General features: G+C 45.2%; 35 protein-coding genes. All 35 read right to left on the bottom strand.

The window, feature by feature from the left end; genetic code table 11:
- Positions 1–113: 113 nt before the first annotated feature.
- The 35 genes from POF51_RS08065 to POF51_RS07900 all read right to left on the bottom strand — a co-directional run bounded on the left by POF51_RS08065 (position 114) and on the right by POF51_RS07900 (position 23,736).
- A complete protein-coding gene (locus POF51_RS08065; RefSeq protein WP_271754900.1) occupies positions 114–659 on the bottom strand; it encodes a hypothetical protein in 546 nt (181 codons plus the stop codon).
- 148 nt (positions 660–807) lie between these two features.
- Entirely contained in the window at positions 808–957 is a 150-nt protein-coding gene (locus POF51_RS08060; RefSeq protein WP_271755090.1) for a helix-turn-helix domain-containing protein, read from the bottom strand.
- 13 nt (positions 958–970) lie between these two features.
- On the bottom strand, positions 971–1,540 hold the full coding sequence (locus tag POF51_RS08055) for a sigma-70 family RNA polymerase sigma factor (RefSeq protein ID WP_271754898.1): 570 nt from the start codon (positions 1,538–1,540) through the stop codon (positions 971–973).
- Between the two features lie 217 nt (positions 1,541–1,757).
- Positions 1,758–1,910, bottom strand: a complete 153-nt coding sequence (locus tag POF51_RS08050) for a hypothetical protein (protein WP_271754896.1) — start codon at positions 1,908–1,910, stop codon at positions 1,758–1,760.
- The gene (locus POF51_RS08045) at positions 1,910–2,725 is read right to left on the bottom strand and encodes an N-acetylmuramoyl-L-alanine amidase (protein ID WP_271754894.1); all 816 of its coding nucleotides are present in this window, start codon (positions 2,723–2,725) and stop codon (positions 1,910–1,912) included. The genes POF51_RS08050 and POF51_RS08045 overlap by 1 nt, the downstream gene beginning before the upstream one ends.
- A 2-nt stretch (positions 2,726–2,727) precedes the next feature.
- The gene (locus POF51_RS08040) at positions 2,728–3,183 is read right to left on the bottom strand and encodes a phage holin family protein (protein ID WP_271754892.1); all 456 of its coding nucleotides are present in this window, start codon (positions 3,181–3,183) and stop codon (positions 2,728–2,730) included.
- A gap of 120 nt (positions 3,184–3,303) precedes the next feature.
- Entirely contained in the window at positions 3,304–3,453 is a 150-nt protein-coding gene (locus POF51_RS08035) for a hypothetical protein (RefSeq protein WP_271754890.1), read from the bottom strand.
- Positions 3,450–3,683 carry a hypothetical protein gene (locus tag POF51_RS08030; RefSeq protein WP_271754887.1) on the bottom strand — a complete coding sequence of 78 codons (234 nt, stop codon included), beginning with the start codon at positions 3,681–3,683 and terminating at the stop codon, positions 3,450–3,452. The genes POF51_RS08035 and POF51_RS08030 overlap by 4 nt, the downstream gene beginning before the upstream one ends.
- Before the next feature lie 12 nt (positions 3,684–3,695).
- Positions 3,696–4,385, bottom strand: a complete 690-nt coding sequence (locus POF51_RS08025) for a hypothetical protein (RefSeq protein ID WP_271754886.1) — start codon at positions 4,383–4,385, stop codon at positions 3,696–3,698.
- Between the two features lie 14 nt (positions 4,386–4,399).
- A complete protein-coding gene (locus POF51_RS08020) occupies positions 4,400–5,521 on the bottom strand; it encodes a hypothetical protein (protein WP_271754884.1) in 1,122 nt (373 codons plus the stop codon).
- Between the two features lie 2 nt (positions 5,522–5,523).
- On the bottom strand, positions 5,524–7,596 hold the full coding sequence (locus POF51_RS08015) for a DUF4815 domain-containing protein (RefSeq protein WP_271754883.1): 2,073 nt from the start codon (positions 7,594–7,596) through the stop codon (positions 5,524–5,526).
- Between the two features lie 11 nt (positions 7,597–7,607).
- Entirely contained in the window at positions 7,608–8,129 is a 522-nt protein-coding gene (locus POF51_RS08010) for a hypothetical protein (RefSeq protein ID WP_155801099.1), read from the bottom strand.
- 12 nt (positions 8,130–8,141) lie between these two features.
- Positions 8,142–8,867, bottom strand: a complete 726-nt coding sequence (locus POF51_RS08005; protein ID WP_271754879.1) for a hypothetical protein — start codon at positions 8,865–8,867, stop codon at positions 8,142–8,144.
- A complete protein-coding gene (locus tag POF51_RS08000; protein WP_271754877.1) occupies positions 8,864–9,610 on the bottom strand; it encodes a baseplate J/gp47 family protein in 747 nt (248 codons plus the stop codon). The genes POF51_RS08005 and POF51_RS08000 overlap by 4 nt, the downstream gene beginning before the upstream one ends.
- A complete protein-coding gene (locus tag POF51_RS07995) occupies positions 9,603–10,040 on the bottom strand; it encodes a DUF2634 domain-containing protein (RefSeq protein WP_271754875.1) in 438 nt (145 codons plus the stop codon). The genes POF51_RS08000 and POF51_RS07995 overlap by 8 nt, the downstream gene beginning before the upstream one ends.
- The gene (locus POF51_RS07990; RefSeq protein WP_015891799.1) at positions 10,037–10,468 is read right to left on the bottom strand and encodes a DUF2577 domain-containing protein; all 432 of its coding nucleotides are present in this window, start codon (positions 10,466–10,468) and stop codon (positions 10,037–10,039) included. The genes POF51_RS07995 and POF51_RS07990 overlap by 4 nt, the downstream gene beginning before the upstream one ends.
- Entirely contained in the window at positions 10,465–11,457 is a 993-nt protein-coding gene (locus tag POF51_RS07985; RefSeq protein WP_271754872.1) for an XkdQ/YqbQ family protein, read from the bottom strand. The genes POF51_RS07990 and POF51_RS07985 overlap by 4 nt, the downstream gene beginning before the upstream one ends.
- Before the next feature lie 27 nt (positions 11,458–11,484).
- The gene (locus POF51_RS07980) at positions 11,485–12,045 is read right to left on the bottom strand and encodes a hypothetical protein (RefSeq protein WP_271754870.1); all 561 of its coding nucleotides are present in this window, start codon (positions 12,043–12,045) and stop codon (positions 11,485–11,487) included.
- Between the two features lie 278 nt (positions 12,046–12,323).
- Complete coding sequence (locus POF51_RS32175) at positions 12,324–12,434, bottom strand: putative holin-like toxin (protein WP_412678992.1); 111 nt, start codon at positions 12,432–12,434, stop codon at positions 12,324–12,326.
- 92 nt (positions 12,435–12,526) lie between these two features.
- On the bottom strand, positions 12,527–14,881 hold the full coding sequence (locus POF51_RS07975) for a phage tail tape measure protein (protein WP_271754868.1): 2,355 nt from the start codon (positions 14,879–14,881) through the stop codon (positions 12,527–12,529).
- A 3-nt stretch (positions 14,882–14,884) separates the two neighbouring features.
- Positions 14,885–15,028, bottom strand: a complete 144-nt coding sequence (locus POF51_RS07970; RefSeq protein ID WP_271754866.1) for a hypothetical protein — start codon at positions 15,026–15,028, stop codon at positions 14,885–14,887.
- 50 nt (positions 15,029–15,078) lie between these two features.
- Positions 15,079–15,510 (bottom strand): phage tail assembly chaperone, encoded by a 432-nt coding sequence (locus POF51_RS07965; RefSeq protein ID WP_271754864.1) that lies wholly within the window; start codon positions 15,508–15,510, stop codon positions 15,079–15,081.
- 36 nt (positions 15,511–15,546) lie between these two features.
- Entirely contained in the window at positions 15,547–15,948 is a 402-nt protein-coding gene (locus POF51_RS07960) for a phage tail tube protein (RefSeq protein ID WP_199928316.1), read from the bottom strand.
- 11 nt (positions 15,949–15,959) lie between these two features.
- Positions 15,960–17,375: a phage tail sheath N-terminal beta-sandwich domain-containing protein gene (locus tag POF51_RS07955; protein ID WP_271754861.1), complete on the bottom strand. Its 1,416-nt coding sequence runs from the start codon at positions 17,373–17,375 to the stop codon at positions 15,960–15,962.
- The gene (locus POF51_RS07950) at positions 17,376–17,561 is read right to left on the bottom strand and encodes a hypothetical protein (RefSeq protein ID WP_015891807.1); all 186 of its coding nucleotides are present in this window, start codon (positions 17,559–17,561) and stop codon (positions 17,376–17,378) included. It lies immediately after the preceding gene.
- Positions 17,524–18,018, bottom strand: a complete 495-nt coding sequence (locus POF51_RS07945; protein ID WP_271754858.1) for a hypothetical protein — start codon at positions 18,016–18,018, stop codon at positions 17,524–17,526. Before POF51_RS07945 ends, POF51_RS07950 begins: the two co-directional genes overlap by 38 nt.
- A complete protein-coding gene (locus POF51_RS07940) occupies positions 18,011–18,505 on the bottom strand; it encodes an HK97 gp10 family phage protein (protein WP_271754857.1) in 495 nt (164 codons plus the stop codon). The genes POF51_RS07945 and POF51_RS07940 overlap by 8 nt, the downstream gene beginning before the upstream one ends.
- On the bottom strand, positions 18,505–18,891 hold the full coding sequence (locus tag POF51_RS07935) for a hypothetical protein (protein ID WP_271754855.1): 387 nt from the start codon (positions 18,889–18,891) through the stop codon (positions 18,505–18,507). Before POF51_RS07935 ends, POF51_RS07940 begins: the two co-directional genes overlap by 1 nt.
- Positions 18,879–19,196: a DNA-packaging protein gene (locus POF51_RS07930; RefSeq protein ID WP_271754853.1), complete on the bottom strand. Its 318-nt coding sequence runs from the start codon at positions 19,194–19,196 to the stop codon at positions 18,879–18,881. Before POF51_RS07930 ends, POF51_RS07935 begins: the two co-directional genes overlap by 13 nt.
- Complete coding sequence (locus POF51_RS07925; protein WP_199928309.1) at positions 19,177–19,350, bottom strand: hypothetical protein; 174 nt, start codon at positions 19,348–19,350, stop codon at positions 19,177–19,179. The genes POF51_RS07930 and POF51_RS07925 overlap by 20 nt, the downstream gene beginning before the upstream one ends.
- Before the next feature lie 22 nt (positions 19,351–19,372).
- Entirely contained in the window at positions 19,373–20,347 is a 975-nt protein-coding gene (locus POF51_RS07920; RefSeq protein WP_271754850.1) for a phage major capsid protein, read from the bottom strand.
- Between the two features lie 16 nt (positions 20,348–20,363).
- Positions 20,364–21,020 (bottom strand): hypothetical protein, encoded by a 657-nt coding sequence (locus POF51_RS07915; RefSeq protein ID WP_271754848.1) that lies wholly within the window; start codon positions 21,018–21,020, stop codon positions 20,364–20,366.
- Positions 21,017–21,229 carry a ribosomal-processing cysteine protease Prp gene (locus tag POF51_RS07910; protein ID WP_271754846.1) on the bottom strand — a complete coding sequence of 71 codons (213 nt, stop codon included), beginning with the start codon at positions 21,227–21,229 and terminating at the stop codon, positions 21,017–21,019. The genes POF51_RS07915 and POF51_RS07910 overlap by 4 nt, the downstream gene beginning before the upstream one ends.
- Positions 21,230–21,283: 54 nt before the next feature.
- Positions 21,284–22,192, bottom strand: a complete 909-nt coding sequence (locus POF51_RS07905; protein ID WP_271754844.1) for a minor capsid protein — start codon at positions 22,190–22,192, stop codon at positions 21,284–21,286.
- Positions 22,189–23,736, bottom strand: a complete 1,548-nt coding sequence (locus tag POF51_RS07900) for a phage portal protein (protein WP_271754842.1) — start codon at positions 23,734–23,736, stop codon at positions 22,189–22,191. The genes POF51_RS07905 and POF51_RS07900 overlap by 4 nt, the downstream gene beginning before the upstream one ends.
- Positions 23,737–23,746: the final 10 nt, after the last annotated feature.

Genomic DNA, 23,746 nt, shown 5'->3' with positions numbered 1-23,746 from the left:
AAATATTAGAATAAAAAAACATCCCATATCACATAATTGCGAATTGGGATGTACATTTTTAATGAAGGTATTGTATTTTCAAAAACTGGGGTAGGCAAACATAAGTATTACATTCACGATTTTTTGTTAATTTGATTATAATACTCAGTTATTTTCTTTTGAAGTGCTTCAACCTTACTGAAGTCTTTAATATTTAATTCAGCCGATCCGCCTTCATCGTTACTTTTATCATAGTAAGTTTGATAAATGACATCAATTAATTCTTTCATCATGCTCTTTATTTCAACTAACTCTTGAATTTGCTCTTTACTAAGCTCCATTTTTGTGTGGCTCTTTTCAAGATGGGCAAAGATATCTTGGAATCTGCTTGTGATTGTTTGTAGATAATCGTTACCCACCATACTATCAGCAACTATCGAATATGCCTTTACTTCTACAAGTTTATCTTCAATATAACTTACACTTTCCCTGTTAAATGTTTCATTGCTAAACTTACTTTCAATTTCCTGGTAAGTAGTTACGAGGAGAAACAAATTATGTCCTGCTAGAGATTTTACCCTTAACTCTATCCTCTCCTTTTCAAGCTGAGCACTATATGCATATCCAGCCAAGAATAAAATAATTAAAGTAATTAATCCTATCGCAATTTTTTTTATCATGGGATGCTCCTTATAGTTTTTATAAAGTATACATCCTTTGTATTATACCAAAATTTGTATAAAATTTGAAAGGACTTTTGGCCTCTCCTTCGCATAGCCAAATTTTCTTATTTTTATAAATCCTAAGGGGTCCAGGATTACCAATAAATCAGTTACTTTTTTTCGGAAGATTATATGATTTAACAGCTTTTATCATTCGAAATATTATCTCTTGATGTATGTCTTCACGTACACATATATCAGTGAATTTCAACGACTTCCGAATCTTTGGCTCAAATCTTTCTATGATCTCTACCATTGCACTCTCATCATTATTTTGTGCTCGCTTTACCAGTGTTAACAGGGTCATTTATTCCGCCTCCCTCTAGCTGTTTTCTGAGCTTCAGTAACGCTCGTTTCTTTGCTTTAGAAACCGCTTGTTGGCTTACGCCTGACAGCCTCGCAACCTCTACCTCTTTGAGATTCCTCAAATATAGAAGTTTAAGTATCTCCTGTTCCTTTTCTGTGAGACTTTGAACAGCATCCAAAATTCGTTTGTCAGCTAATACATCTACCCACTCAGACTTGTCCTCCTGCTCACTTTTTTCAGTGTCGCTAACAAGGCTATCTACCACCCTTTCAATTTCGTCTGTAGGCTGACATGCGTTGCCTATCTTTTGATTACGTACAGCCAACTCGATAGCTGTAAAACGGATGAGTGAGGAAATAAACTTAGTAAATTGGACTTCAGCGTAGAATTCCTGAAATCTACTATTTAATTCATCGCTCCTCTGCGTATCGCCTAGTGAAGCATGCACTCGTTGGTATAGTTGTTGATTGTCTGCTTGAGCTAGAAATGCATCCAGCAACTTCTGATTAGCTACGTCTGTAAGTTTGATCACAAAATGCCTCCTCACCAACAAGATCATACGTTCGTATTTCAAACAAAAAAAATAGACATGCCATTTTCACACTGACACGTCCCGAACCACTCTATCCATTTTACCAAACAACCCGTTTTTCCCACTTAATATTCCTATAGTGTAAACTTCTGTAAGTATATGTAATTTCGGATACTCATGCCTTACAATCCAAAAAGTAAAAAAGCCCCCTACCCTATTAAGGGCGAGGGGATGACAATAGTTGATCAAAGATACTAACGATTTGGAGTTGCAGGTCTTCACTTAATCCAATGGCAGCTCCTATAATGCCAAGGAATCCAGTCAGAATAAACAGCATGCTTTTTTTGTTGTTTTTCAGCCAGTCTTTCATTATGTAACACAACCTCTCAATTTCACGGTTTGGGTTTTTCCATCCCACTCAGCTTGCAGACAAAGCGCGGCAGCCATCTCACGAGCAGGAGCATATGCAGATCCCTCTACTATCTTCTCGTTTAAATCTTTGCCGTTTACACGCACATCTTGGGTAGCCGCGATCCACTCTACTTTTCCACCTGCAGCATTTGCTACTGCTCGGACTGGAAGCATCGAAATACCTTCCTGCAAGAACCCAGTCACTGATAACAGAGAATCATTCAGGCTGATTGCAACCGGGACTTGCTTTGGTTTGTCCACTTTACCCAGCGTCTTTTGTAAGAACTGTGAGTAATTTGTACGGAACGTGCCCATCAGGAATGCAGGGCAGTTCTTCCACGCATAACCGGGGTACTCATAGTGACCAAGCACTTGCTTCATGGTTGGAATCTGTACCTGTAGATGCTGGATCAAGCGATTTGCGGCTTCAATTTGGGAAGGCGTCGGTTTCTGTTTCCGGAAGTCCCCGACAAGGCAAATTCCCAACGCATGACGATTGCTGTTGCCTACGTGGTAGGAGATTACCTCTGGATCGTTACACCAGTAAATCGTGCCGTCTTTCTGCACAACGAAATGATAGGCAATGCCTGGCCAACCGTTTGTGCCGACGTGATAACGTGCGAATGCCTCCGGCGATCCGCTCAACGTTGCGGAATGGTGGAGGGCTGCCGATCTGATGTCAGTCAGCTTGCGGCGGCCATACTTTAGTGTTTTGTGGCGTGGTAAAGAGGCACGAACGTCCTTCACGACTGCGCCTGGTATTGTCATATTCATTTTTATTTTTGCTCCTTTCTTGCGGCTCTCTCAGCCTTGGCTTTTATCTCTGATCCGACTAAGTTAACAATCGATTTCGGTACAGGCCAACCAGCTCGGTGAGCATTTGCTGTAAGGCTGTTCCATGTGTGATAGAGTAGACCGAATGTGACTCCATAAAACAGAAATCCGGGCGTGCCCATAACCCGATCCAACATGTTAGCAACAGCCGGCAATGCTAAAAGAAAAAGCGACCTCGGGATTCGGGACAAACCATATTCAGACGAGTAGGACTGGTCTTTTTTCGCTGCGGAAATGCCTGTGATCCAATCCAGGACAATCATGAAAAAGAGCACAATCAGGATGTCTTGGCGGTTCGTACCGTATAGATAGTGAAAGGCGGGCGCCATGACGGCACCTGCTGTTGTCGCCCAAGCGTTTGCTGGGGTTGCTACATTTTCTAGGCTAAGAAACTTCATCTGCTCGTTTTCCTCCTCACCCCCTCGGGGCAATAAAAATAGCACCCAAACGCTGGGTGCCTTCTTCCCTATTCCACTTTTCTGCTATACCATCATCTTTCTGTCGTAACGTTTGACCGATTATGCTTCTTTGCTACCTTCCGTAACCATTAAAATTGCGTTCCGTTCCTCTCGTGTGAGGATGCCTTTTTGATAGGCCGCTTCTATATCCGAAGCATGCCGAAGCTTCCGGTCAAAAAGGTATTTCCATATATAGTGATTGAAACTCATTCTGGAGCACCCCCTATTTGAATTTGGGATATGGCAAGTGCCAACTGATCGGTCAGTGCTTGTTGTTCAGCAAGCCTCAATTGTGTATCTGTTAGAGCCAGCAATAGTAGTTCTTCTTGAGTAAGAGTTGGTGGCGTGTTGGCATTTTGGTCCAGCTCGGCAATCTCTTCTTTTGTCATGTCTAATTCTACTGTTTCACCAGTATCGCAGTCGAATGTGACCTTTTTCATGCAGACTCCCTCCTATTTAATACCATATAGTACAACTCGCGAATCCGCAGTAAATCCACCACTTGTAGAAAACGTAATGGCCGTTACAGCATCATTCTTATCGAAAGTTCCTCCAGTAAAGGATGAGCTTCCGGCTACAGCCTTTTGACGTTTCGAAATCTGAGACACTTGGACACTCTTTGTTATGTTTGTATTTGCGTAATCAAATACGAGTAATTCTCCTGTCGAGTAAAATCCAGCATCTGCGCTGGCAGCCGGGATTCTCGCAAAGGCAAACGAATTTTGAGCGTTCGACGCATTATACGCCCAATAATCACGGGATGTAACGCCATTAAATTGGATAGTAAAATACGAATCAACTTCGTTGGCCACACTTCGCGCAACGATATAAGCCTTCAGATGACGGTACGTTTGTGGGATGTTCGCAATAGTCGTTTGACCTGACATTTGGACATCAGCGATTTTTACTATGTCGGCCGATCCTTCTATAAGTGCAATTACCTCAGGCGACAGCTTCTCTTTTGTTACAGAGCCGTCTGGGTGGTCTAATGTATCTGCGCAACGATGTTTGTTCAACCCTGTATTAATGCTATCAAAAGCAGAATCTATCGCATCAAAGCTCCTATTAATTTTAGCAGCTCCCGATGACAAGCTATCTGGGAGATTCGGATCCGTCGATATACGTGCATTTGTTACTGACATCTGAATCACCGTCCTTATGAGGTATGCACCATTAGAGCCCGCGACTTCGGCGTCAATGTTGCTACGGTTGTACTTTGTTTAATCCTTATACGTAGTTTTGTAGAAGTAGCTACCGTCCGCTCGAACTTCAATCGGGTAAACTCTTCATCGATTGGTGTTTGTTCGGTTGCTGATCCCATAGTTGCCCACGATTTACCACCATCGATGGAATATTCAACAGTTTGTGATGTACCACTTGGTGTGCTCAGCTCTACATAAACAGTGACTTTCGTAAATGGCGCTGTTACTGAAATTTCACGACTCAAATAGATACCATTCTTTTTATACGCCATCGGAATAAGACTCACACTTGACTGGACCACTGGTGACGACCCGGTTGTCTTAAATAGAGCCCGGACATGTACTTTGTTTGTCGGCTGCGTTAACCAGGTCACATCTAGATCATCTAGTGCATACCAATTTCGCTCATCTATGGAATACTGCCATAACAATGCAGCATTTCGTGGTATAAGTTGGCTTGCAGAAAGGACAAGTTGAGTGACTTGATTGGCAGAAACAGGATTGAATTGGAGTTTTGCGTCACTCGTAAATTTGGCTCCGTAAAGCTTAAACTTCAAATCGGAGTCCTGGTGTGCTGTCCATGCCGACCCGTTGGAGCTCGAAAACAGGACACCAACGTCGTAAGGCTGGCGTGAAACGACTTTCTTAGACATCAGGTCCTTCTCACTCATTCGGGCTACATACGCTCTATACTGGCTTGAAGGAGTTAGAAGTACGATTGCATACTCAGTGTTGGCTTGGATCAGCACGGGTTCCGGGAACTTTACCCTTGTTGCTTTGCTGCCGTCGTTTGAAATATTCACTTGGGACTGGTTGATTGCCACAGAAGATAAGATTGTCATGGACGGATAGCCGTTTGCTACTGTACGGAGCTGTACCGTTAAGTCCGCTACCGGGTCTTTTGTTCCGAAGTAAAGCTCAACTGAAGTGACAAACCGTTCTTCCGTGAGCATAAAAGTTTGGGCAAGTGGGTCAGTTAGCCTCCATGATGGAATCTGCCAGAACGTCTGCTCCACCACCTGCTTCCGACCAATCGCTGTATAGGAGGCTTTCGCTTCATTTTGTTTCGTGGCCATCATTACACCTCATTCCAGAAATAGACCTCGCGGGTTCCTGTGCGGACACCAGCTGGAATTGTAAACTTGCAGGTAAAGCGTCCTTGGGCGTTTGCCTTGATTGTGTTTGGTTGTGTACCTGAAGACGATCCGTTCAAAGGCGTAAGATCAACGGGCAGTCCGTCAAATGTAGCTTTGATATTATCGCTGTTCGGTTCAAAACCTTCACCGACTACTGTTACCTCCCGTTGCCGTATGAATGGAACTTGTTCATCCAATATGACCTTTGTTTCCGTCCGGGTTGTCCCCGTTGACCTCCAATCCGACCACCATCCCCAAACCGATTGTGTAACTGTAGACGTCTCCACCCAGGTATCATGAGAAGGGGTCAAACGAATTGTGGCCAGATTCCCGAATACTTGGTATGGATTCACATTCATGGTCTCGGTTGCAAAAGGCTGATCGATCAGCACCTCTTCGGTGTAAGGCAACGTAATCAAACGCTCATGAAACCGAACAGTAGAAGCAGCTTGATTCACTTGCATTTCAATAAAACTATTCTCAACTGGCAATTGCACCGTCTTCTCACGAGGGTTAATCATTGCATTAAAGTCAGGATGGGTAACGTCGGAGCGTTCAAAATTGGTGAAGTTGTCTGTGAAAACGCCTTTTTTCACTAGTGACGGATCAGAGTTTTGCGCCTGCCGGTCGAGGTCTGCCACTGCTTGGTTGTACTCTGCTCGTTCCAAACGATCCAGGAGAGAACGCAGCTCGAGCATCGTCAAACGTTTTGGCTTGCGATTGGTTACGACCACAGCATCACTGTTCGGTGGGAGATACAATTCTCCCAATTCCAATACATCCGGTGGAGATGACGGCGGGTAAGGATTCATGTCTGATTGACCGTGGATGATATGAACTTCACCTTGATAAGTGAGATAATAGACATCTTTCCGTCCTAGATAAAACTCATAGGTCGTCTGGAAAGTTGAATTCGGCACTGGTTTATCACCACTTAGCCACCTTACTCCGTTGTTTTCCAATATCAGGTCTGTGCCAATTACCATTAGTTTTGTATAGCGGTACGTGACTGTATACGACACACCCCCGGCAGGTTCTGCGCCCGCCAATGACCAATCTACCGCATCTCCTGAGAGTTGGAAGTCTGTACCTTTGATATAAGTTGTGCCACCAGCCTGAATTGAAACAATATCGACAACAGGCGTCTTTGGTAAAAGGTCTGAGGTTCCTGCTACATTTCCACGGGTAATTGTCTCTGTCTTCTCAACTGTCGCTGTTACTGTCTGTAAAGCTTTCACAGGCTTTGAATTTAGCGGGTAGAAGAATACATTAGACAGATATGTCTTCGTTTCGTTAACCACTACACGGCTATCTAATGCCTTGGGTATGGAAATCCGTAAGGGAACCAACTTATCAATTTGGTACCCAAGAACATAGGCTCTGCCAGCGTCGATTACGAGTGTTACGTTTGCAGCATCCCTCGGCTCGATATAACCATCCATGCCTGAGACAAGAAATGAACCATTAGTATCATACGAACGTCTTGCGAGAATGGGCGTGAAACCTTCTAATTCGGGTGGGAGCTTGGATGTTATCAACTCGCCGTTTACCAGCCGATACATATGAGTCGCTTCAGGATCATCAACGACCCATATGGCATTCAATACTGTTCGTTGGGCGCCAGGCATGCCAAAATTAGAAAACCCAACCGCTGGATCATACAGGGTTGGGTCGTCTTCGTATGTGATTGTTTGTGGATTGACCCGCAACCCGATACTTTCCTCTCCCGTTCCCCTTATCGTCAGTGTTGTTTCCAGTACATCGTGGATGATTCCCCCTAGATATACCCGTGCTACTGATACGATGACGAGCGTTTTCTCCTTATTAATCAATAACTGCCCGCCCTCTAAGATGTGACCTGATCCGAAAATTACGTCCCCTATTTGCTTATCCCGATAGAGTGACATCGCCTGCATTTCGTTTAGCTCAGCAGTTTGAACCCGGCGACCGCCGACAAAATCAACAGACTTCCATCTCTTCGATGGATCAAATCGATTGTATACTTCCTTTGCCATCGTTACCCTCCTTACAGCTCCAAGATATACTCAATGCTTTCGCGATGGGTGACTTCCCTTTGCAGAGGCGACTGATTTGTCACAGCTAACAGGAAACCCATATCCTTTACTTCATCCGGTTTGACTACCTGTTTATTAATTGGTAATCCATCTGCCAATGTCGTACCCGCATATACACCAGTTTGTCGGTACGTGCAAATGGGAAACTCATCGTATCTTAGCCAAGCTTGTACATATACCCATCTGCAATCTGCTACCCGCGCTTCGTCCTCATCAATGATACGCCACTTATGACCTTGCTGTTCGATCGTTCCATTTGTATCATCTGGCGTTACAAACCTTACTTGGTCAGCTCGCTTCAACGCCACAATCTCTGTAATCGTCTGCCCATAAGAAACATCTGGAACCTTTTCAGGGTTTTCGGTATTCCACGGAGACGTTTTCCCAACGGCAATAAAAACATTCCTGTCCTTGGCCAGATGAAATGTCTGATACGTTTTCATCCCTTTTACATCGCTTGTTTTTGAAGGCAATTCCTACACCCCCTATATTGTTTTTGTAACCTTTGATCGCTGAACATAAAATACTTCGTCAGCAAATGTTAAATCATCCGAAAAAAATACGTTTGGAGACCACCAACTCTTGCGTTCATGTTTTATGTTTTGCAATGAATGCTGTGTTACCGAAAGAGTTGTATCCTTTTCCTTTCCGCTCAGTTCATCGTCCCAATGGTCAACCGTAAGAATGGCTCCATACCTGTCCACACTAACACCTGCTGATCCTCGTTCATACTCGATCTTGTAAGATAAAGCAATTGAAAACAAGTATCGAAAGCCAGCAAGTCCCATTAACCTGACGATACCCTGTGCGATTCCAATCGTTTCCGGCGTTGTATAGATGACGGAGGTTAATGGCGCGTATTCCCAGCCGTCAGCCATGCATCCAGATTCGGAAGCAATTAGCCCGTCTTCTGGCATCAGTCGATATGATTCTTGCAGCCCAAAACCTTGTGCAAGAATAGATTCAACCGTCAACCTGCCATTAGCTGCTCTCAGCTTTGCAAGTAGGTCCTCATCATCGGCAGCGTCTAGTTCACGCCTCCAAAGGTCTAATGATTCCTTGTGCATGAGATGAAGAAAAAACGCTTTCCACATGTCGCTATCTACTGGCAAATAACCGGAAGCCGCACTCATAATCGCACGCATATGCCGGCTTTTTTTATAGTCACTAGATAGCTCCGCCATCAGTGCATTAACCTGATCTTCGTTCATGTGATCGTCACCACCGGATCGATTTGTGCATCTGGCCTTAGTGTAATACTGGATGTCGGCAAAAGGATTTCAGCATCTGTTGCCCCAGCTCCGACCAGCGCCGCAAAGATCTGTGCAAGAAATAAGGTACCTCCAACCCCAATTGAACTGGTATAAGCAAGTATTGCTTGACGTGCTTTTTCTTTGTCTAATCCCCTAACAGCAACCTCAATTTTCACTATTTGTTTACTAACAAGTCGAACAATTACATCCAGACCTGGCGGCTTGCGGCGGTCAATTATCTCTTGAACCTTCTCGAGTAAATCAGGGATTGTGCCACCAACAACTACGTCTACGGTGCCGATCCCTCTTATCAAGTTTAGTGCTGACGCATAGTTTACCCCTGGTATTGATCTAGCCCAGCGCTCATAGTCGGGTAACGCTCCACCGCGCTCAGGATTCCGTTTATGGCGTAATATACGATTGCGCAAATCCTCTGTTGGCTCGTCTTTATCCAGAGGCAATCCATAATCGATTGCCATCAGTTCAAGATATTTTCTCGTCGCAGTTACAGCAAAAGCTTGTTCAATGATCATGCCGCGTTCTTTATGATGTCTGAATAAGGCTAGTGCAATTGGCGCAAGTGCATCGTAAATAATTGAACCTTCACTTCTGTCCAGATCTTCTGGGACGGTAAGAAGCATTTCATATAAAATTTGCTGGAAGGTTGAGCTTTCCAGAAAGCTAAGATCAGTTTCAGACATTGATACTCATCTCCAAAACCCCTTCCTCAGTAATCATCAAAAAGGATATTTTCATGGTGTTACTTACCCACTCAAAAGAGAAACTCTCGCAACGTTCTATCCCATGCAAATATTCTAATGCCTCGCGGACTAATCGCTTAGCCTCTGCCTGCTTCCACGCTCTCGTTCCATCACTCCTAATCACTTCTTTCAGTTCATTCCCATAATCTGAGGAATAAATAGAAAACATATAGCGATCAGTTCGTAATGCTTTTGTGGCTTTTTGGAGTAGTGCCTCTTCTCCATCAATCATGATTGACTTGCCGTCAGGTCGCACGGGAAACTGTCCTGTTTCGAAATCATACTTATAGGTTCTAAGTACATTTTTAATGGGGCGTAGTTCTTGTGCTGGACTATCATCTGTCACTGGGAAAACCGGAAAAATACTCATGGGCGTTTCACCCTATCTAGGATGTAATAGGCAGAGTCCACAGATAACACGTGTACTTTATCGTTCAATTTCAAAACGTCCTCAAATTGCAGTAACAAATAGTTATGTTTGAACGAAGTAAACGGCGCAGCCAAGTCATCCGTGTCTAAAAAATCTTCCTTTTTCATGTCACCCAGATCACGCTCTGCTTTTTCTTGATGCGTAATCGTGACAATTCGTGTATGTCTAGTCAGATGTTCTAAGACAGTAATAAACTCCTTCCCAATTGGTTCTGTCATACCATCTATCAAGATTTTCAAATCTGGTGGGGGCTTAATGACAGTTGCCAACTCTATCCGTACATCCTTTGGGGGTGGATTTGCCCCGCCAGCTCCTTGTGTTTGATTTGCACCTGAAAGAACTTGAGCAAGCTTTTGAAAGCCATTCACTTTCCATTCACCTCCATCTGCAAATCGAGTTTCATTTCATGGTAACCAGGTCGTATCGTATGGCTGTCGCCGAAAACAGTAAACACCCCTTGCAGTTTCGTGATTTCCTCGTAGACTTCTATTTTTGTCCCGGCAATGACATCATCAATTCCCAAGGATGTGACCAAAGCCTGCTCCTTGACCCGGTTTAGATTCTGTAATTCTTGCTTAGCCACCATGATTTTGTTTCCCCGGTCTTCATCTTGAATTTCTATAACCTTAACAAGATGTCCATACCGTTTAGCGTTGATAGAATCAACTTCATCATGCAGGACAGAAATATATTCACTGTCGCTCCCGACCACTCTTACAACTGTTCTCATGTCTGCAATTGATCGTTTACGTTCAGCGTTTAATAGATTGCTTCCCTGCTGGACTTTCCACTGAATCGTTTGCCCTCGCTGTGTTCCGACATAAATCTTTCCTTGGTCAACCCAGCACCAATACCGAACACCAGTAGAGCGAAATACTTGATTGAGGACGTCTACAACTGCATCCCATACACTCTTTCCACGAATGACTTGTTTTTCCACGGCAGGCATTGCTCCGATACCCCCAACGGGAATGCCATGTTGCGCGAAAATGCGCTTTAGAAGCTGATCGGCAGCTTCACCTGTTGAAACCATAGCTACATCGTTATTTAGTAAATAAAAGCCGAAATCATATGCTACTGCATTGATATCTCCTTTTGCTGTCCTCCCTAAGTCAACAATCATCCCTGTGAAAAGTGAGCGAGGAGTGCCAGACATAAAGGAAATCAACTGTATCAGGTCCCCTTCATCTACATTCACATCAGGCCAAAAGCGGTCCCGTCCATTATTGGTTTTAACAGCCAGAGTACGCTTTGCTTCCTGACGACTCCCAGACCATGTTGCTTCTGAGAAGGGAAGGCGAAGCGCTTGCTTACCCGGCTTTTGGAATCGAACCTCGTAATGAAATTTTGGCAGCATCAGTCTCCCACCTTTCCGCCCAAGATTTCATCGTGAATTATACTTGTCAACCAAGGATTCTTTTTCTTCTTTTTTCTTGGTGGCTGACACCTTCGCTTTTCTTGTATCCGGCCGCTTCCCTTTACCTGTTGTTTGGAAAGGAATACTCACCTCAGTACTCTCAATGTTCACGAAACGATACTCTTTCAGTGCCAACTTGAAATCTATGTCAAACCCGTCCCATTCGTAGCTAAAATCACGTATGGTCACTGGAACATTGATAATATCTCGTTCACTTTCTGTTACTGTAAAGCGAATCGGGTAACCCGAATTTTTCCACCGTTTCAAAGTCTCCACAAATTCTTCTGGAGACGGAAAACCATCGTATTCACACAACCCCGGATCATATGTCTCAGGCCAAAACGTAGAAAAAGAATACTCTTCCAAGGTTGACTCCCCGATGATAGTAGATTCCCCAATAGCAACCAGTTCAATATCGATGTAACTATGCCCGATCTTTACTGCTATTTTCGGCGGGATGACAGGAAGACGAAGCTTTTCAACGTTATTGTTCCAGGTTAACCAGAACTCAAGATGTTTGTATTTCACTTATTTCTATATCTCTCCTCTCAACATAAAAAGCACACCCGTTTGAGTGTGCTTCTACTTTATAAATCTAGTAGCCTATTTAAGTGGAAACGTCCAATTTTGATTGACAATTGCTGTAATGGAAAAAATCCAGTAATATAAGTTATATAACTGGATTACACTAAAAATGACCGCAGGTGTTCCAGCACCTACGGCCTATACAACAGACGTTCCCTACATGGGGGCGGCTCAAGGATTAACTAGAGATAGACCTCTCCGGATTTGGACCCAAGGGAGGTCTATTTCTTTTTTGGGAAAGACAGGATCGCTACCACGAGCATTGCGAATGAAATCATCAACGTCAATGCTTGGAACACTGTCACAGGCGTCACCTCCCCCGTTTCCGACATGGGAGATGAGCCGACCACCCTTGAGGAGCCGATTCTGTTGTATATGGAAGATTATAACACGTGAAAGCTTCAGTATGAGAATACATTTCCTCTTATTCAAGTACGATAGAACCTGTACCTGCTAATACGTGTCCTATTTTTTGTGCAAGCAAATCTGCCATCTTCTCACATAGCCTCTCTAATTCTTCCTCAGAATTCTCCAGCGTTGATTGCACAGTCATTTGAAAAGTGGGACGGAAGTCAATATAAAAAGAAGTTGGCTGCTTATTTGAGCTTGTATACTGTGCCTGAGCTCCGCTTGTTATTGAAGGTGTATAACTTGGAACTTGACTAAAAGTGCTATCTAACGCTGCAGCTAATGATTCACCCGAAGCTTCCACACCGATTGCCATAGTTTCAGGAATAGCCATCCCACTAGCTGTTAAGCGAGAAAAGGGACCTACCTCAGCATCCGAATGCGGCAGGAATTGATCAGCCCACTCAAAAACGCTTGAAAGAGCCTCAGCTACCTTGTCCTTTGCAGACAAAATACCGTCTACGATTGTGGTAATAATCTTTTGTCCACTCTCAAAAAGCCCGCTAATCCATCCGCCAAACCAACCGTCTATCGTAGTAAAAGCATTAAAGAATGTTTCTTTGATGGTATCCCATGCCCCTGACCAATCGCCAGTTAAAAACTGAATAAAGGCAGTGAAAAGCCCTTTCCAAAAATCAATCACCACTCCAAAGTAAGCAGAGAGTCCTTCCCAGGTTGCAATACCCGCTGATTTTACCCATTCCCACCCTGCTACCAAATAGGCGCTGACCATGTCCCAGTTTTCATAGAGCCACCAGCCAACAGCAATCAATGCAATGACTGCCGCGATTATCAGGAGAATGGGCCATAATGCAGTAATTGACGAGATACCAAAGACACTCATTGCAGCACTTGCTGCTTGTAATCCAACTGTAATTGGTGTCCAAAGTCCGGCCAGCAGTACGATTGGGCCAATTATCATGGCAAGAGCTGCAACCACCATCAAAAATGAAACAGCTACCTTCGTGATAAAAGGATGCTCTTGTGTAAAAGTCCCTATCCCTTTTGCAATCTTTGTAAGCAAGCTAACGATTGGTTTTGCGACATCTAATACGGAGTCTCCTATCGGATAAAGTGCCAACTTCATTTCATTTGCCATCGCTTGCCAGTCATTCGAAACTTGGCCAGCTATTTCTGTTGTTTTTCCTGCGAAATCTTCGAGTGGCCCAGCGTTAAACATAGATTTGATTGCATCCCGTCCCGCATCTTCAAACTGTGTTCCAAAAACGTTACCTAAGACTTCGTCTTGCAACTTCTGATCCTTAATAGAAGCTATCCCAGCAGTAATAGCAAAAATTGCTTGCTCAGCCTCTTTGCCACCTGCCTTGATTTGGTCGAGCATTTTGAATAGCTTTTTCTCACCGAAAATTTCCTCAAGAGACCCAAGTGCGTTTTCATCCAGAGCCTTGTTCAATCGAATACCGAACGACTCTTTGAATGCATCACCTAGCTTATCAAAATTCAGAGCACCAGCCTCAGCTCCAGCTACAAACATGCCCATCATTTGCTCTGCACTTAACCCTGCTTCTTTAAATTGCGGCGAATATTCCCAAATGGTATCAAGCAGATCTTCAGCCTTGTCCCCTACCCGTTGATATGCTGCTGTAATCATATCCAACCCTTTAATCGGATCGGTTGCCCATTGTTCTTCCATCATATCCAGAGCTCTAGCAGTGCTTACTTGATCGAGACTACCAAAAGACGCCTTTTCAAGAGAGAGAGCTCCTTCAGCCACTTTCTCAATCTGTTCGTCCGTCCCTTCTAGTAACTGACGCAACCGTCCATAAGCCTCTGCTGCTTCCATTGGCGTCTCTACTAAACCAGTCGCGAAAAGTCCTTTTGCTGACTCGGATATGCTTATCATTTCGTCGTCAGTAGCACCTACATTCGCCTGAAGAATACCAAGAGCTTGATCCATGTCTTGTGCGGCAATAGCAGCGGCCGACAATCCCGCTGTAATGACTGCGCCGCCCGCTGTTGCCAGTCCGCCAATTTCCTCCAAATGTCCTGCCGCAGCTTCGACATGATCCAAAGACTCAGATGCCTGGTCCCCAGCTCTAGCAGCGTCACGTAAGGCGCGCTCTAATCGTGAAATGTCCTGGGTGTCAATATCATCTTCAGCTCGTTGGATACGCTCCAATTCCCGCCTGAGTCGTTCTGCCTCACGTTCAGCCTCACTGATCGCATCGTCCAAATCTTCGATTGGTCCAGGGTCAAAATCGTCAAGCAGATCATCCAAGATATCTTCTACATCTTCAGCAGCATCTTCAATATCATCTAAGCCATTCAGAAGTGCTCGTATACTTCGGAGGAGATTGGCTAGCTGTCGAGTCATTTTATCTTGAAATTCTAAAGTGGTCGTCACTGCCATCCGCTATCTCCCCCTTCTCTTGCCGCGCCGTTTTGCTTGTTCCATTTTTCTCGCTTGTTCTGCCTTTTTCTCTATCTCCAAAGCTGTTGAAACAAGTACAAACTGTTTCTCTCGTTCCGGCAAGTTCAGGATTACAGATGGCATCATGCCTTTTTCCTGCCAAATATAAGAATAGAGAGCCAGATCAGGGCTCTCTTTTATGAGTTTTTTACTGCTTCCTCCGCCTCCTCATCTTCAGCGAAATCACTGATTTCAGCGATCGCCTCGAACAACGAGTCGATTTCGTTTGGACGGAAAATGCAAGGGACGACATCGATGGCGGCTATTTTTCCGAACTTCGCGAGCACCTGTTGCGAGTCGATGCGGAAGTTGGTACGTTCCGTGTCAATTCCGGCAACGATGATTTCAGCCTTATAGCGCAAGTCATCAAAATCGACTTTACGTTCGGCCTTGCTCTTTTTTCCAGTAACTGATACTTTGATGGCATTCTTGCGAGCTTTGTAATACACATCGCCGGGTACAGAGCGAATCGGCAGCTTCACTTTATTGCGTTTCCAATCCCATTCCCCTTTTTCTTCGGCTTGAGTATTCATCGTCAAAAATTCTTCCATGGTCAAAAATTCACTCATTACACTGCCTCCTCTTTGGCGGTCGCCCCGCATATATTAGATGAATTCGTAATCGTCAACTGTTCCTTCGAGGGATGTATCTTCATCAAGTTCACCGTGGCTCCATTTTGCTAATGACAGTGAGTCAGGACAAAAACCAGTCACTGCAACTCGATACTTACCAGCAACTTTGTCGTCGAGTTCCCCAATGAAATTCACTTTCTTTTCGGGGTTTGCCGCGATTTCCATGATGAGTTGCTGGATATCCGATGTACGTTCAAACGTAGCTGTCATGCTAACGGATGATGCAAGCACACGATGTCTTTTACGGAGCTTCCCAGCCCTCTTACTTTCTCCCTTCTCAAATTCCTCTGAGAGCTCGAAGCCAATGCACTCGGGAAGTTCCCTTCCATTTTGGTCGTAAAAATGCCCATGGGTACCGGAATACGTTTCTTTCATGCTGTATCACCTCACTTCGCTTTGTTGTAGATATAAATTTTTTCGAGCGCATCTTGATGGCGGAAGCCAACAATGAAATGACCAGCATTACGCGCAGGCGTGTAAATCGGGTCCTCCCCGTGATATTCCGGGTCTTCGATAAACTCATAATCATTAGCGATCACTTCCAGCGTGGCAAGGGGTCTGAAAACCTCTTGCTTCATCATCTGGCAAAAGGCAGCGCGGCGGGCAGGACTGTTGCTGTTTGGCTGCTGACGAATCCACTCCTTTCCTGCTTCCTCTTCTGCATGGAGAATCGTGTGAAAGGTGTCAGCCACCCGAATCTTGCCGTAGTCTTTTGACTTATCAGGCCCCGGAATAGTCAAGGTATTTACAGGCTCCTGGATGATAACCTGCATATTGTCCATGTTCAGCATGAGTACACCCGCTTGCACCATTTCGAGTAAGTCCGTATCCGGGTCCCACTCATTCGTTAAGGATTCGAATGGCGTAATGTACAATGCCATCGTGTAATTAAGCGGCAGCGAAGCCATCAGGGATGCAATGTAAATTGCCACTTTTGAACTCGCATAGGTGTTGCCTTTCCAACGTGCTCCACTCCCTACATTGACAATAGCCATGTGGTTCACATCGGTAGATGCTTTCATGATGGTTTGCTTGTTTTTATCCCTTGTTTCATCGCCGCCGAAAACAAACTTGATGTAATTACCCACCACGTTTTGCTGTTTAGTCCAGTCTTCTGCTGCCGCATTTAGGGCAGGATCAGCAATCCCAAGAGTAAATACACTATACTTGCCTTTTTGAGTAGCCAGCGCGCTTTGATAAGCGGTGTATTTTGTCGCCTCTACGCTTGTTCCGCTGTTACCTCCAGTCAGGCTTACACCTGCCGTTGCTTCGGGAAGCGTATCAGCTATCTTTTTCAAGACCACGAACTCACTGTCTTTGAAAGCCAACACCAATTCATCCACCGTTTTCGCTGCCCGACTGTCCACCAGCTCCGCTCCCCGATAGATCATCAACTCTGTTTTGGTAGCATCCAACAAGTTTGGCTGCACTACGACTTTCAAATTGTTGCCTGCCTCGCCTTTGTACTTGGCTTCCACAAGTAGTACGTCAGTTGCATCACTCTTCAAAGTAACACTTGCAACGGCCGCATTATCCCCTGCCACGCGGTACAGCAATACCTCCGTTGGATAAGGGTTAGCTGCCCAAATCAAATTAAACGCTTCTGTGACTCCGAAGATTTTCTCAGCGGAGGCCTTGGTTCGGACTGTTACAAATTCCCCGATTGGGCCCCATTCCGCGACGATTGGTAATGCAAGCTTTCCGCGATTGCCGATTGTTGTTTGCTCTTTGATGAATGACTTCAAAAAGGAGTAGACACCGGATAAGACTTTGTTTTCCCCTAGTTGATATTGTCCGGCCATTTACTTCACCGTCCTTTCCTTGAATTTCTTCACGAATTCCTCTGCCTGATCAACTGTCATCTCGTCTGGGGCATCAAAAAAGGTAGCAATTGCTTCGGTTCGGTTTAACCCGAACTTTTGCTCTGCTACCTTCAAGATTTGCTCTTTTTTATAAGTTGGTTTTTCTTGCTCCTGTTTGCGAGACATGAGGTTTGCCTCCTTTCCTCAATGATTCATCGTAACGTCTATGAATCACTTCTAACAGGTCGTAAACCACTGGGGTATAAGGGATATAAACGGTGTATTTCAGCTCAAATGATCGATCTAGGTTATCGGGCTTGCTCATGGTCAAACGACACTCTCGCAGGTATCCCACTTGCTTCTTGTCCGGGCTGTAGAGTGGAAGAATCCAGCTCCGATCCGCAAGGTCTTGCCTGACAGCCAAAGATAACCTCGTAAGTTGATCTATATCCTTTGCCATCAGAACAAAATTCATCGTTCCTTTCTCTCGGTAGGCATCAGCACGCCGTGGCTCCGGAATACGAAATGGCTCTTCTACAAACCACATGGGCCGTTTAAAGTCCTTGGGTACAGACAGCTTCTCTGTTTGGATACCTGTCAGAGAAAATAGCCAGTGTCGTACAGACAGCACATCATCACCCATCAGGAAACAGCCTCCTTGCTAAATCATCTAGCTCTTCTTTTATCAACTCGTCCATGATTGACTCGACCTCTGCTACCGATCTTGCAAGATAGTGAACACCGGGAACGCGCTTCCCTTTCAATACCATGCCGTCTGGATGATCAGGGACATAGATAAATTTTTCTCGATCCCAGTATCCCGGCACAAATTGCCCTTCCCTCTGAGTAAACCCTTCTTCCACGTAGCGCGCATATGACAGGTTGGTGCCTACCGTGATTTCAGCTCGAAGCCCACTTAGGACCAAATCAAATACATTTTCTGTGTGACCAATAACAAGAGAGGCACGAAGAATCCCGTCCCGTACTGGAACCCTATCTTGAGCTCCCCGCAACACCTGCATACCAGCCATACGGGCAACCCGATCCATAGAAACTTGTACTTCACGTTTGTGATGCTTTTTCAAACGTTTGTACATACGCTCCAGGTCTTTCTTATCTACCTTTGCCATCAGATTTCCGGTTCCTCTCCTGTGGCAGGATCGATCATTGTAATCACTACTTCGTAATGATGCAAGCTTTCAGCGCCATAGACCGGATATGATAATCCCGTTTTATACAGGTTGCCAGCATATTCAGGCTGTTCTATTTGGATTCGCATACCCGCTTTTAAATTTGCGTACAAGGTGTGCATGAGAAAGTCCTGAGGCGTAGCCTGTCGCCCCGTAAGCTGCTGAATGCGACCGGGGGAGCCGGACACCCTGCAAGGCACTTTCTGAACAACAGGAAGCCATTCTGAGCGGTCTTTTCCCCCAGTGAAAGGGTCAGGTTCCCCCCCGACATCCAGAAGGGTAAAAGAGTGGCACAGAAGCCGCTTATATTCGGTTAGATCATCCACAGCTTCTGCCCCCTGTTCTTCCGATATTTGTTGAGGATACCCTCGACTTTAGGGTCATTGCTCACATAGGAAAACGTCTCCTGATAATCCCCTTGCTTGGTACTGCTCAATCGTCGATCTTGGGCCATGTCTTTGACTACCATTGCGACGGCCAATTTCATTTCGAGAGGAACAGGATCAGGTACCGTCACCTGTCCTTCTACAAAAATATTTGCCCTTAATACTACTGCGTCAAGGCGTGGCCCATCCCAAGCAGCGAATTCCGGATAAAACTCAACCAGCTCATTACTTGTCAGAATTGCCATCGATATTCACCGGCGTCTCATCATCTGCAACAGGGTCATCTTCCAGCTTGTATCCCAATGGTTCGTACACTACTTCAAATGCTTTCCGCGTCACTTTAATTTTTTTCTTCTCCTTGCCACCAGTGATTGTCAGCATATCATTTGGTTTTTTCATGAACGATTGCTCCTTTCAATAATTAAGGTGTAGGTACAAATCCGGTAGGACGCAGGACAGCAAATGCCCCTTCTTTGATTACAAGGAACGCAACTTGGAACGTAGCTTTCAATGCAACCATGTCTTGCTCAGCAAGAGAAAGAGGCTTCCCATCTGCTCCAGTAATGGAGTGAAGAGTCGCCTCACGTAAAATTTCATACTCGATATTTTTCAGAATGCCTGTCTTGGCCTTTTTGAAGTCACCAGCAATCAGGTCAGCTTTTGTTTTGTCCCAAGCACCGTTTCTGCAGTACTCAATCGGCAGCGAATACAGTGAATCCTCAGCTACTCCTTCACGTACAGAAGAAAGGTAAAGAGGATCACCTTGGCTATTTTTCAATCCGCGCAAGGATGTCTTCAATCCGGTATGCCCAGCAAACGCTCGTGGCTCTTGGTCATCAGCTTCAATCAGTGCCATGACATTGTTTACATCATCGGCCAGATTTTGACCCGCGACAGAACCGCGAGTAAAGCTGTTCCCTACATTGATAGCTGCCCCCAAGATGTTAGAGGTAAACGGTGACTCTGTCCCCATGATCGTAGCTGCATCCAATTTAGTATGGAATGCTTCAACAATATACGGCTTCAGTTCTTCAAACACATCGATTCGTGAGCGATCCAGCGCTTCCTTTGTCATTGGAATGATGACAGCCAGCTTCTTAGCGGTCAATGTAACCTGTGTCCAGGAAGCTGTCGAGGTTTTGATACGTTCTCCCTCCCCTACCCAGTAAGCTCCAGGCTTATCCAGAAATACTGGAATCTTTTTTGTTGCTGTTGTCATTGGTTCCAGTTCGGAAAGTTTCAAAATAGCCGAACCGCGGACTACATCCTTGATGATCTCTTGAGATGTCTCTTCCGGAATCAATCCGCTAAGGCTGCTGCTGAACGTTACTCCCTCATTGAATCTTTGCAAATTGAAATGAAATGATGCTTGCTTTACCAGTACCATGCTATTCATGAATGATTGCCCCCTTTTAGATGCGCTGCAATTTACGCAGGTCTGAGATGTTTGGAATAGTAGACTTTTGATTGGTTAGTGGCTTAGCTGCTGGAGTATTTCCCCGCGTTGTTTCATCTGCCTTCAACCACGGTTTAGAAGTGATCAATTCAGTAACATGCTTATCGATGTTTTTAACCTTGCCTGCATCTGTCACTTCCACCTTAGACAGATCAGCCAGACGAATCGCATCCGACAATTTATCTGGGTCTATCCCCTGCCTTATTGCCTCCAAAGTGAATGCATTTTCAATCCGGAGAGATTGGATTGTACCATTGGCGTTCTTCAGGTCAGATTCCCGCTCTAACAGCTTTTGTTCAGCAGTTTTTTCAGCCTCTTGCTTTTGCTTATGGGAATCAACGATCCCCTTTAAGTCATCTGCTTTTTCGATGCCCAGCCCTTTTAGGAAGTCTCTGACTGCACCTTGAAGCGCAGAATCGTATTCCTCTTGTGAGGTAAAGGCTACCGCAGGCTTACTTTCCCCGCCCTTATCGCCACCACCATTTTGCTGTGCGCCTCCGTCAGTTGCTCCAGCAGCTCCGCCGGAACTGTCTCCATTATTACCACCTTGCCCACCTTCCCCTCCGCCATCATTGAACCGTTGCAAACGGAATAACCACTGTGACTTTTTCACTTCGTACCTTCTCCTTCCCGATTTTGAATTTCTAAAGACACATAATCCGGGTATTGCTGTGCTATTGCTTGAATCCCCAGCAACGCGGTTTGCATGATGGTAGAAACCCCACCACATACAATGTCCTTTCCATGCTCTGCATAATTGGCATGACCCACCGCATGTATTTTCATTTCACCGTTGTCCAGATACGCTTGAATCTTGATCACATCGATCTCGCCTCCTTTCAGGCAATAAAAAAAACAACACGGTTTATCGTGCTGTTACGCTGCCAATCCTTTTTTGTCAGCCCACTCTTTAAAAGTGCGCGCAGAGGTATATCCTCTCTCCTGATCAATACGATAAGCACGCTGTCGTTCCAATTTCTCCAAGACCTTAGATTTGAGTACAGGCCGCCAATACGATCGGCAATTTGGATGATTAGGTATGCGTTCACCCTCACGCCCTGGATTGTCGGCTGTGTCATAATCAAGCGGATATCTTTTGCCGTCCAGCTTGCGGCACTCAGAAGAAGTCCGCTTGTCCAACGTGGCACAAAATTCCTTTTCGCTCACAATATCTGAATTGGCTTGGTAGGCCATGGTTTGCCCTTGGGCAGCAGCCCGGTTTAGTTCTGTACGAGCAAGGCGTTGGGCGCTTGACCAACTCTCTGATGTCCTTTTCGTAATCTCCTTAGCTGTTCGGGTCACACCCCATCCCTGAGTTGCACCCTGAGTAATTACATCTTCCATGGCTGCCGCCAACAGGTCAGTACGCATTCGAATCCGTTTGGAAAAATGCCTGCCTTTCCATGGTCGCTCCAATGCAGCAAGTATCATCCCGATATTGATCTGTGGGAGCCGGACCTCTACTTGTGAATCCTGTTCAAGAAAATAGAGATGATGGAACAGGCTGAGCTTGTACTCTTCCGCCCATGTGATTCTTAGCTGCTGCTCTTCTTCGATGCGGAGGGTGTGCAAGATGGTTTTTATGCTTGTCATGATGAGGTCGAGACGTGCGGCGTTATAAATCAAAGACACTAACTCTTCTCCACTTTCAGCAAATCGCGCGTAGAGGTCAGTGATTTCTTGCACAATGCTTTTATTCGCTTTAGAAAACAGCTTCTTTAATTTGACCCCATGTTTTTCGATTCTCATTTCCAGTTCCTCTTGGTAACGTTCCTCTCTGCTCATGCAGCGTCACCTTCTGAACTCTTTTCATCGTCAGGGGGCGTGTCATCATCTACCGGCTCCTTATCTTCCAATGCGTCCGGGTCAAGTATCTTCATTCTGCGTTCGGCCTCTTCGTCTTGTTCTTTCAGCAGTTTTTCACGAGATGCCCGCGGATCATCCACAAACGGTAGCAGCGCCAGCCTTTCCTCATGGGACAACTGACCAACCAGTTTCGTCACGATCTCCACCATTTCCACCACATTCACTGGCATGTTCTTACTGAATTTCACATCGACAGCTTGGTAATCCCACTGCTTTCTATATTTCTGATTCAGCATCCCAGTAAGGATACGAATTCGATTACGAAACCCTTTTCCGTACTGGCGCATCTTTATGCCCGCCTTAATGTCGGCATGGTAAAAGATGATCTTCAATGCAATTCCCGATGGAGCTGTCCCCACTTGGTCAGGTCGCAGGTGAGGTGTTCCAGTTTGGTCAAGAATCGTTTCGATCAGTCGGTTGATAGTGTTTTCTTCATGAGTGTCCTGTAGGTCCCACGTGACCGGAACGGCTTTTTTGCCTACAAGGATTTGAGAGGTTGACCACATCTTAGCGAGATACTGTTTTTTCTTCTCTACATCCGTGATAAGTTCTCCCTCTGTGTCATACAGGAGTAGATCATCCAGGTCCAAATCTTCAAAAATGACTTTCGGATTCTTGAAATATTCCTGCACATCTACCTTACCAGTGACAGCCTTGTTAATCGCGTCCATAAGCTGCTTCAGGTCTGAAAGATCGCCCATCCCCTCAACCATCCCATCATCGCGGTTTTGCTGATGTTTCCGACGCCGATTGACGTAGTGCGTCCAAGGGACAACGGGCTTCTGCTGAAACTTACCATCTTGGTCCTTTACGCGGACAGTGATGTTATGCGAGACGGGATTTTGTTCCCTGCTCATATCCAGAACAAAGTTAGTCCCTTCTTGTCGGAGGTAAGTAATCTCGTTTTCATCGTATACTTCAATCAGCAAAGTCTTGGTGTTTCTGCTAACATCCGTCATCGTATAGTACCGAATAACCGCAATCAGCTTAGCTTTAACCGTCGTGTCATACACAGCGATACACTCGTCTGCTTTGAACTCAGTAATGCAAATCTGTCCATCCTCATCAAAGTAGTAGTATTCGAATACCTCACCATCGATCGAACCGTCCTCGATAATATCGTAAGACAAGCTCTCTTCATCGTTATCCATCAGGACAGCCTGCAGCTTTTTAACGTACTCTTCCACGTCTGCTCCTGCCTCATTGGAAGAATAGCGAATAGGGTTACTGGCAATGTATGAGGTACCGAAGTCGATAATTTTCCGAGCAAAATTTAAGACGATTTTGTTATTCGGCTTGCCCTTTTCCTCTTGTTTGTGGAGAATGTCCTGGTCTCCATCGACATACCTTCGCATGAGCGAGTAATCTTTGGACTGATGCTTTTTTATCAGGTCTGATACCCAACGCCACGAATTGTTTGCTTTGTTCTCTCCGTAGAACTGCTCCAAGAGCATTGTTTGCATGATTTTTCAC

Source organism: Brevibacillus sp. AG, assembly GCF_028369215.1.
Classification (GTDB): domain Bacteria; phylum Bacillota; class Bacilli; order Brevibacillales; family Brevibacillaceae; genus Brevibacillus; species Brevibacillus porteri.
Note: the sequence above shows the minus strand (reverse complement) of the source record. Positions and strands in the feature narration are given on the sequence as shown.

Bases quoted from the DNA above. Each gene is read 5' to 3' on its own strand.
- POF51_RS08065 (WP_271754900.1), bottom strand. From the start codon at position 659: ATGATAAAAAAAATTGCGATAGGATTAATTACTTTAATTATTTTATTC.
- POF51_RS08060 (WP_271755090.1), bottom strand. From the start codon at position 957: ATGGTAGAGATCATAGAAAGATTTGAGCCAAAGATTCGGAAGTCGTTG.
- POF51_RS08050 (WP_271754896.1), bottom strand. From the start codon at position 1,910: ATGAAAGACTGGCTGAAAAACAACAAAAAAAGCATGCTGTTTATTCTG.
- POF51_RS08045 (WP_271754894.1), bottom strand. From the start codon at position 2,725: ATGAATATGACAATACCAGGCGCAGTCGTGAAGGACGTTCGTGCCTCT.
- POF51_RS08040 (WP_271754892.1), bottom strand. From the start codon at position 3,183: ATGAAGTTTCTTAGCCTAGAAAATGTAGCAACCCCAGCAAACGCTTGG.
- POF51_RS08035 (WP_271754890.1), bottom strand. From the start codon at position 3,453: ATGAGTTTCAATCACTATATATGGAAATACCTTTTTGACCGGAAGCTT.
- POF51_RS08030 (WP_271754887.1), bottom strand. From the start codon at position 3,683: ATGAAAAAGGTCACATTCGACTGCGATACTGGTGAAACAGTAGAATTA.
- POF51_RS08025 (WP_271754886.1), bottom strand. From the start codon at position 4,385: ATGTCAGTAACAAATGCACGTATATCGACGGATCCGAATCTCCCAGAT.
- POF51_RS08020 (WP_271754884.1), bottom strand. From the start codon at position 5,521: ATGGCCACGAAACAAAATGAAGCGAAAGCCTCCTATACAGCGATTGGT.
- POF51_RS08015 (WP_271754883.1), bottom strand. From the start codon at position 7,596: ATGGCAAAGGAAGTATACAATCGATTTGATCCATCGAAGAGATGGAAG.
- POF51_RS08005 (WP_271754879.1), bottom strand. From the start codon at position 8,867: ATGAACGAAGATCAGGTTAATGCACTGATGGCGGAGCTATCTAGTGAC.
- POF51_RS08000 (WP_271754877.1), bottom strand. From the start codon at position 9,610: ATGTCTGAAACTGATCTTAGCTTTCTGGAAAGCTCAACCTTCCAGCAA.
- POF51_RS07995 (WP_271754875.1), bottom strand. From the start codon at position 10,040: ATGAGTATTTTTCCGGTTTTCCCAGTGACAGATGATAGTCCAGCACAA.
- POF51_RS07985 (WP_271754872.1), bottom strand. From the start codon at position 11,457: ATGCTGCCAAAATTTCATTACGAGGTTCGATTCCAAAAGCCGGGTAAG.
- POF51_RS32175 (WP_412678992.1), bottom strand. From the start codon at position 12,434: ATGTCGGAAACGGGGGAGGTGACGCCTGTGACAGTGTTCCAAGCATTG.
- POF51_RS07975 (WP_271754868.1), bottom strand. From the start codon at position 14,881: ATGGCAGTGACGACCACTTTAGAATTTCAAGATAAAATGACTCGACAG.
- POF51_RS07970 (WP_271754866.1), bottom strand. From the start codon at position 15,028: ATGATGCCATCTGTAATCCTGAACTTGCCGGAACGAGAGAAACAGTTT.
- POF51_RS07965 (WP_271754864.1), bottom strand. From the start codon at position 15,510: ATGAGTGAATTTTTGACCATGGAAGAATTTTTGACGATGAATACTCAA.
- POF51_RS07960 (WP_199928316.1), bottom strand. From the start codon at position 15,948: ATGAAAGAAACGTATTCCGGTACCCATGGGCATTTTTACGACCAAAAT.
- POF51_RS07955 (WP_271754861.1), bottom strand. From the start codon at position 17,375: ATGGCCGGACAATATCAACTAGGGGAAAACAAAGTCTTATCCGGTGTC.
- POF51_RS07950 (WP_015891807.1), bottom strand. From the start codon at position 17,561: ATGTCTCGCAAACAGGAGCAAGAAAAACCAACTTATAAAAAAGAGCAA.
- POF51_RS07945 (WP_271754858.1), bottom strand. From the start codon at position 18,018: ATGGGTGATGATGTGCTGTCTGTACGACACTGGCTATTTTCTCTGACA.
- POF51_RS07940 (WP_271754857.1), bottom strand. From the start codon at position 18,505: ATGGCAAAGGTAGATAAGAAAGACCTGGAGCGTATGTACAAACGTTTG.
- POF51_RS07930 (WP_271754853.1), bottom strand. From the start codon at position 19,196: ATGGCAATTCTGACAAGTAATGAGCTGGTTGAGTTTTATCCGGAATTC.
- POF51_RS07925 (WP_199928309.1), bottom strand. From the start codon at position 19,350: ATGAAAAAACCAAATGATATGCTGACAATCACTGGTGGCAAGGAGAAG.
- POF51_RS07920 (WP_271754850.1), bottom strand. From the start codon at position 20,347: ATGAATAGCATGGTACTGGTAAAGCAAGCATCATTTCATTTCAATTTG.
- POF51_RS07905 (WP_271754844.1), bottom strand. From the start codon at position 22,192: ATGAGCAGAGAGGAACGTTACCAAGAGGAACTGGAAATGAGAATCGAA.
- POF51_RS07900 (WP_271754842.1), bottom strand. From the start codon at position 23,736: ATGCAAACAATGCTCTTGGAGCAGTTCTACGGAGAGAACAAAGCAAAC.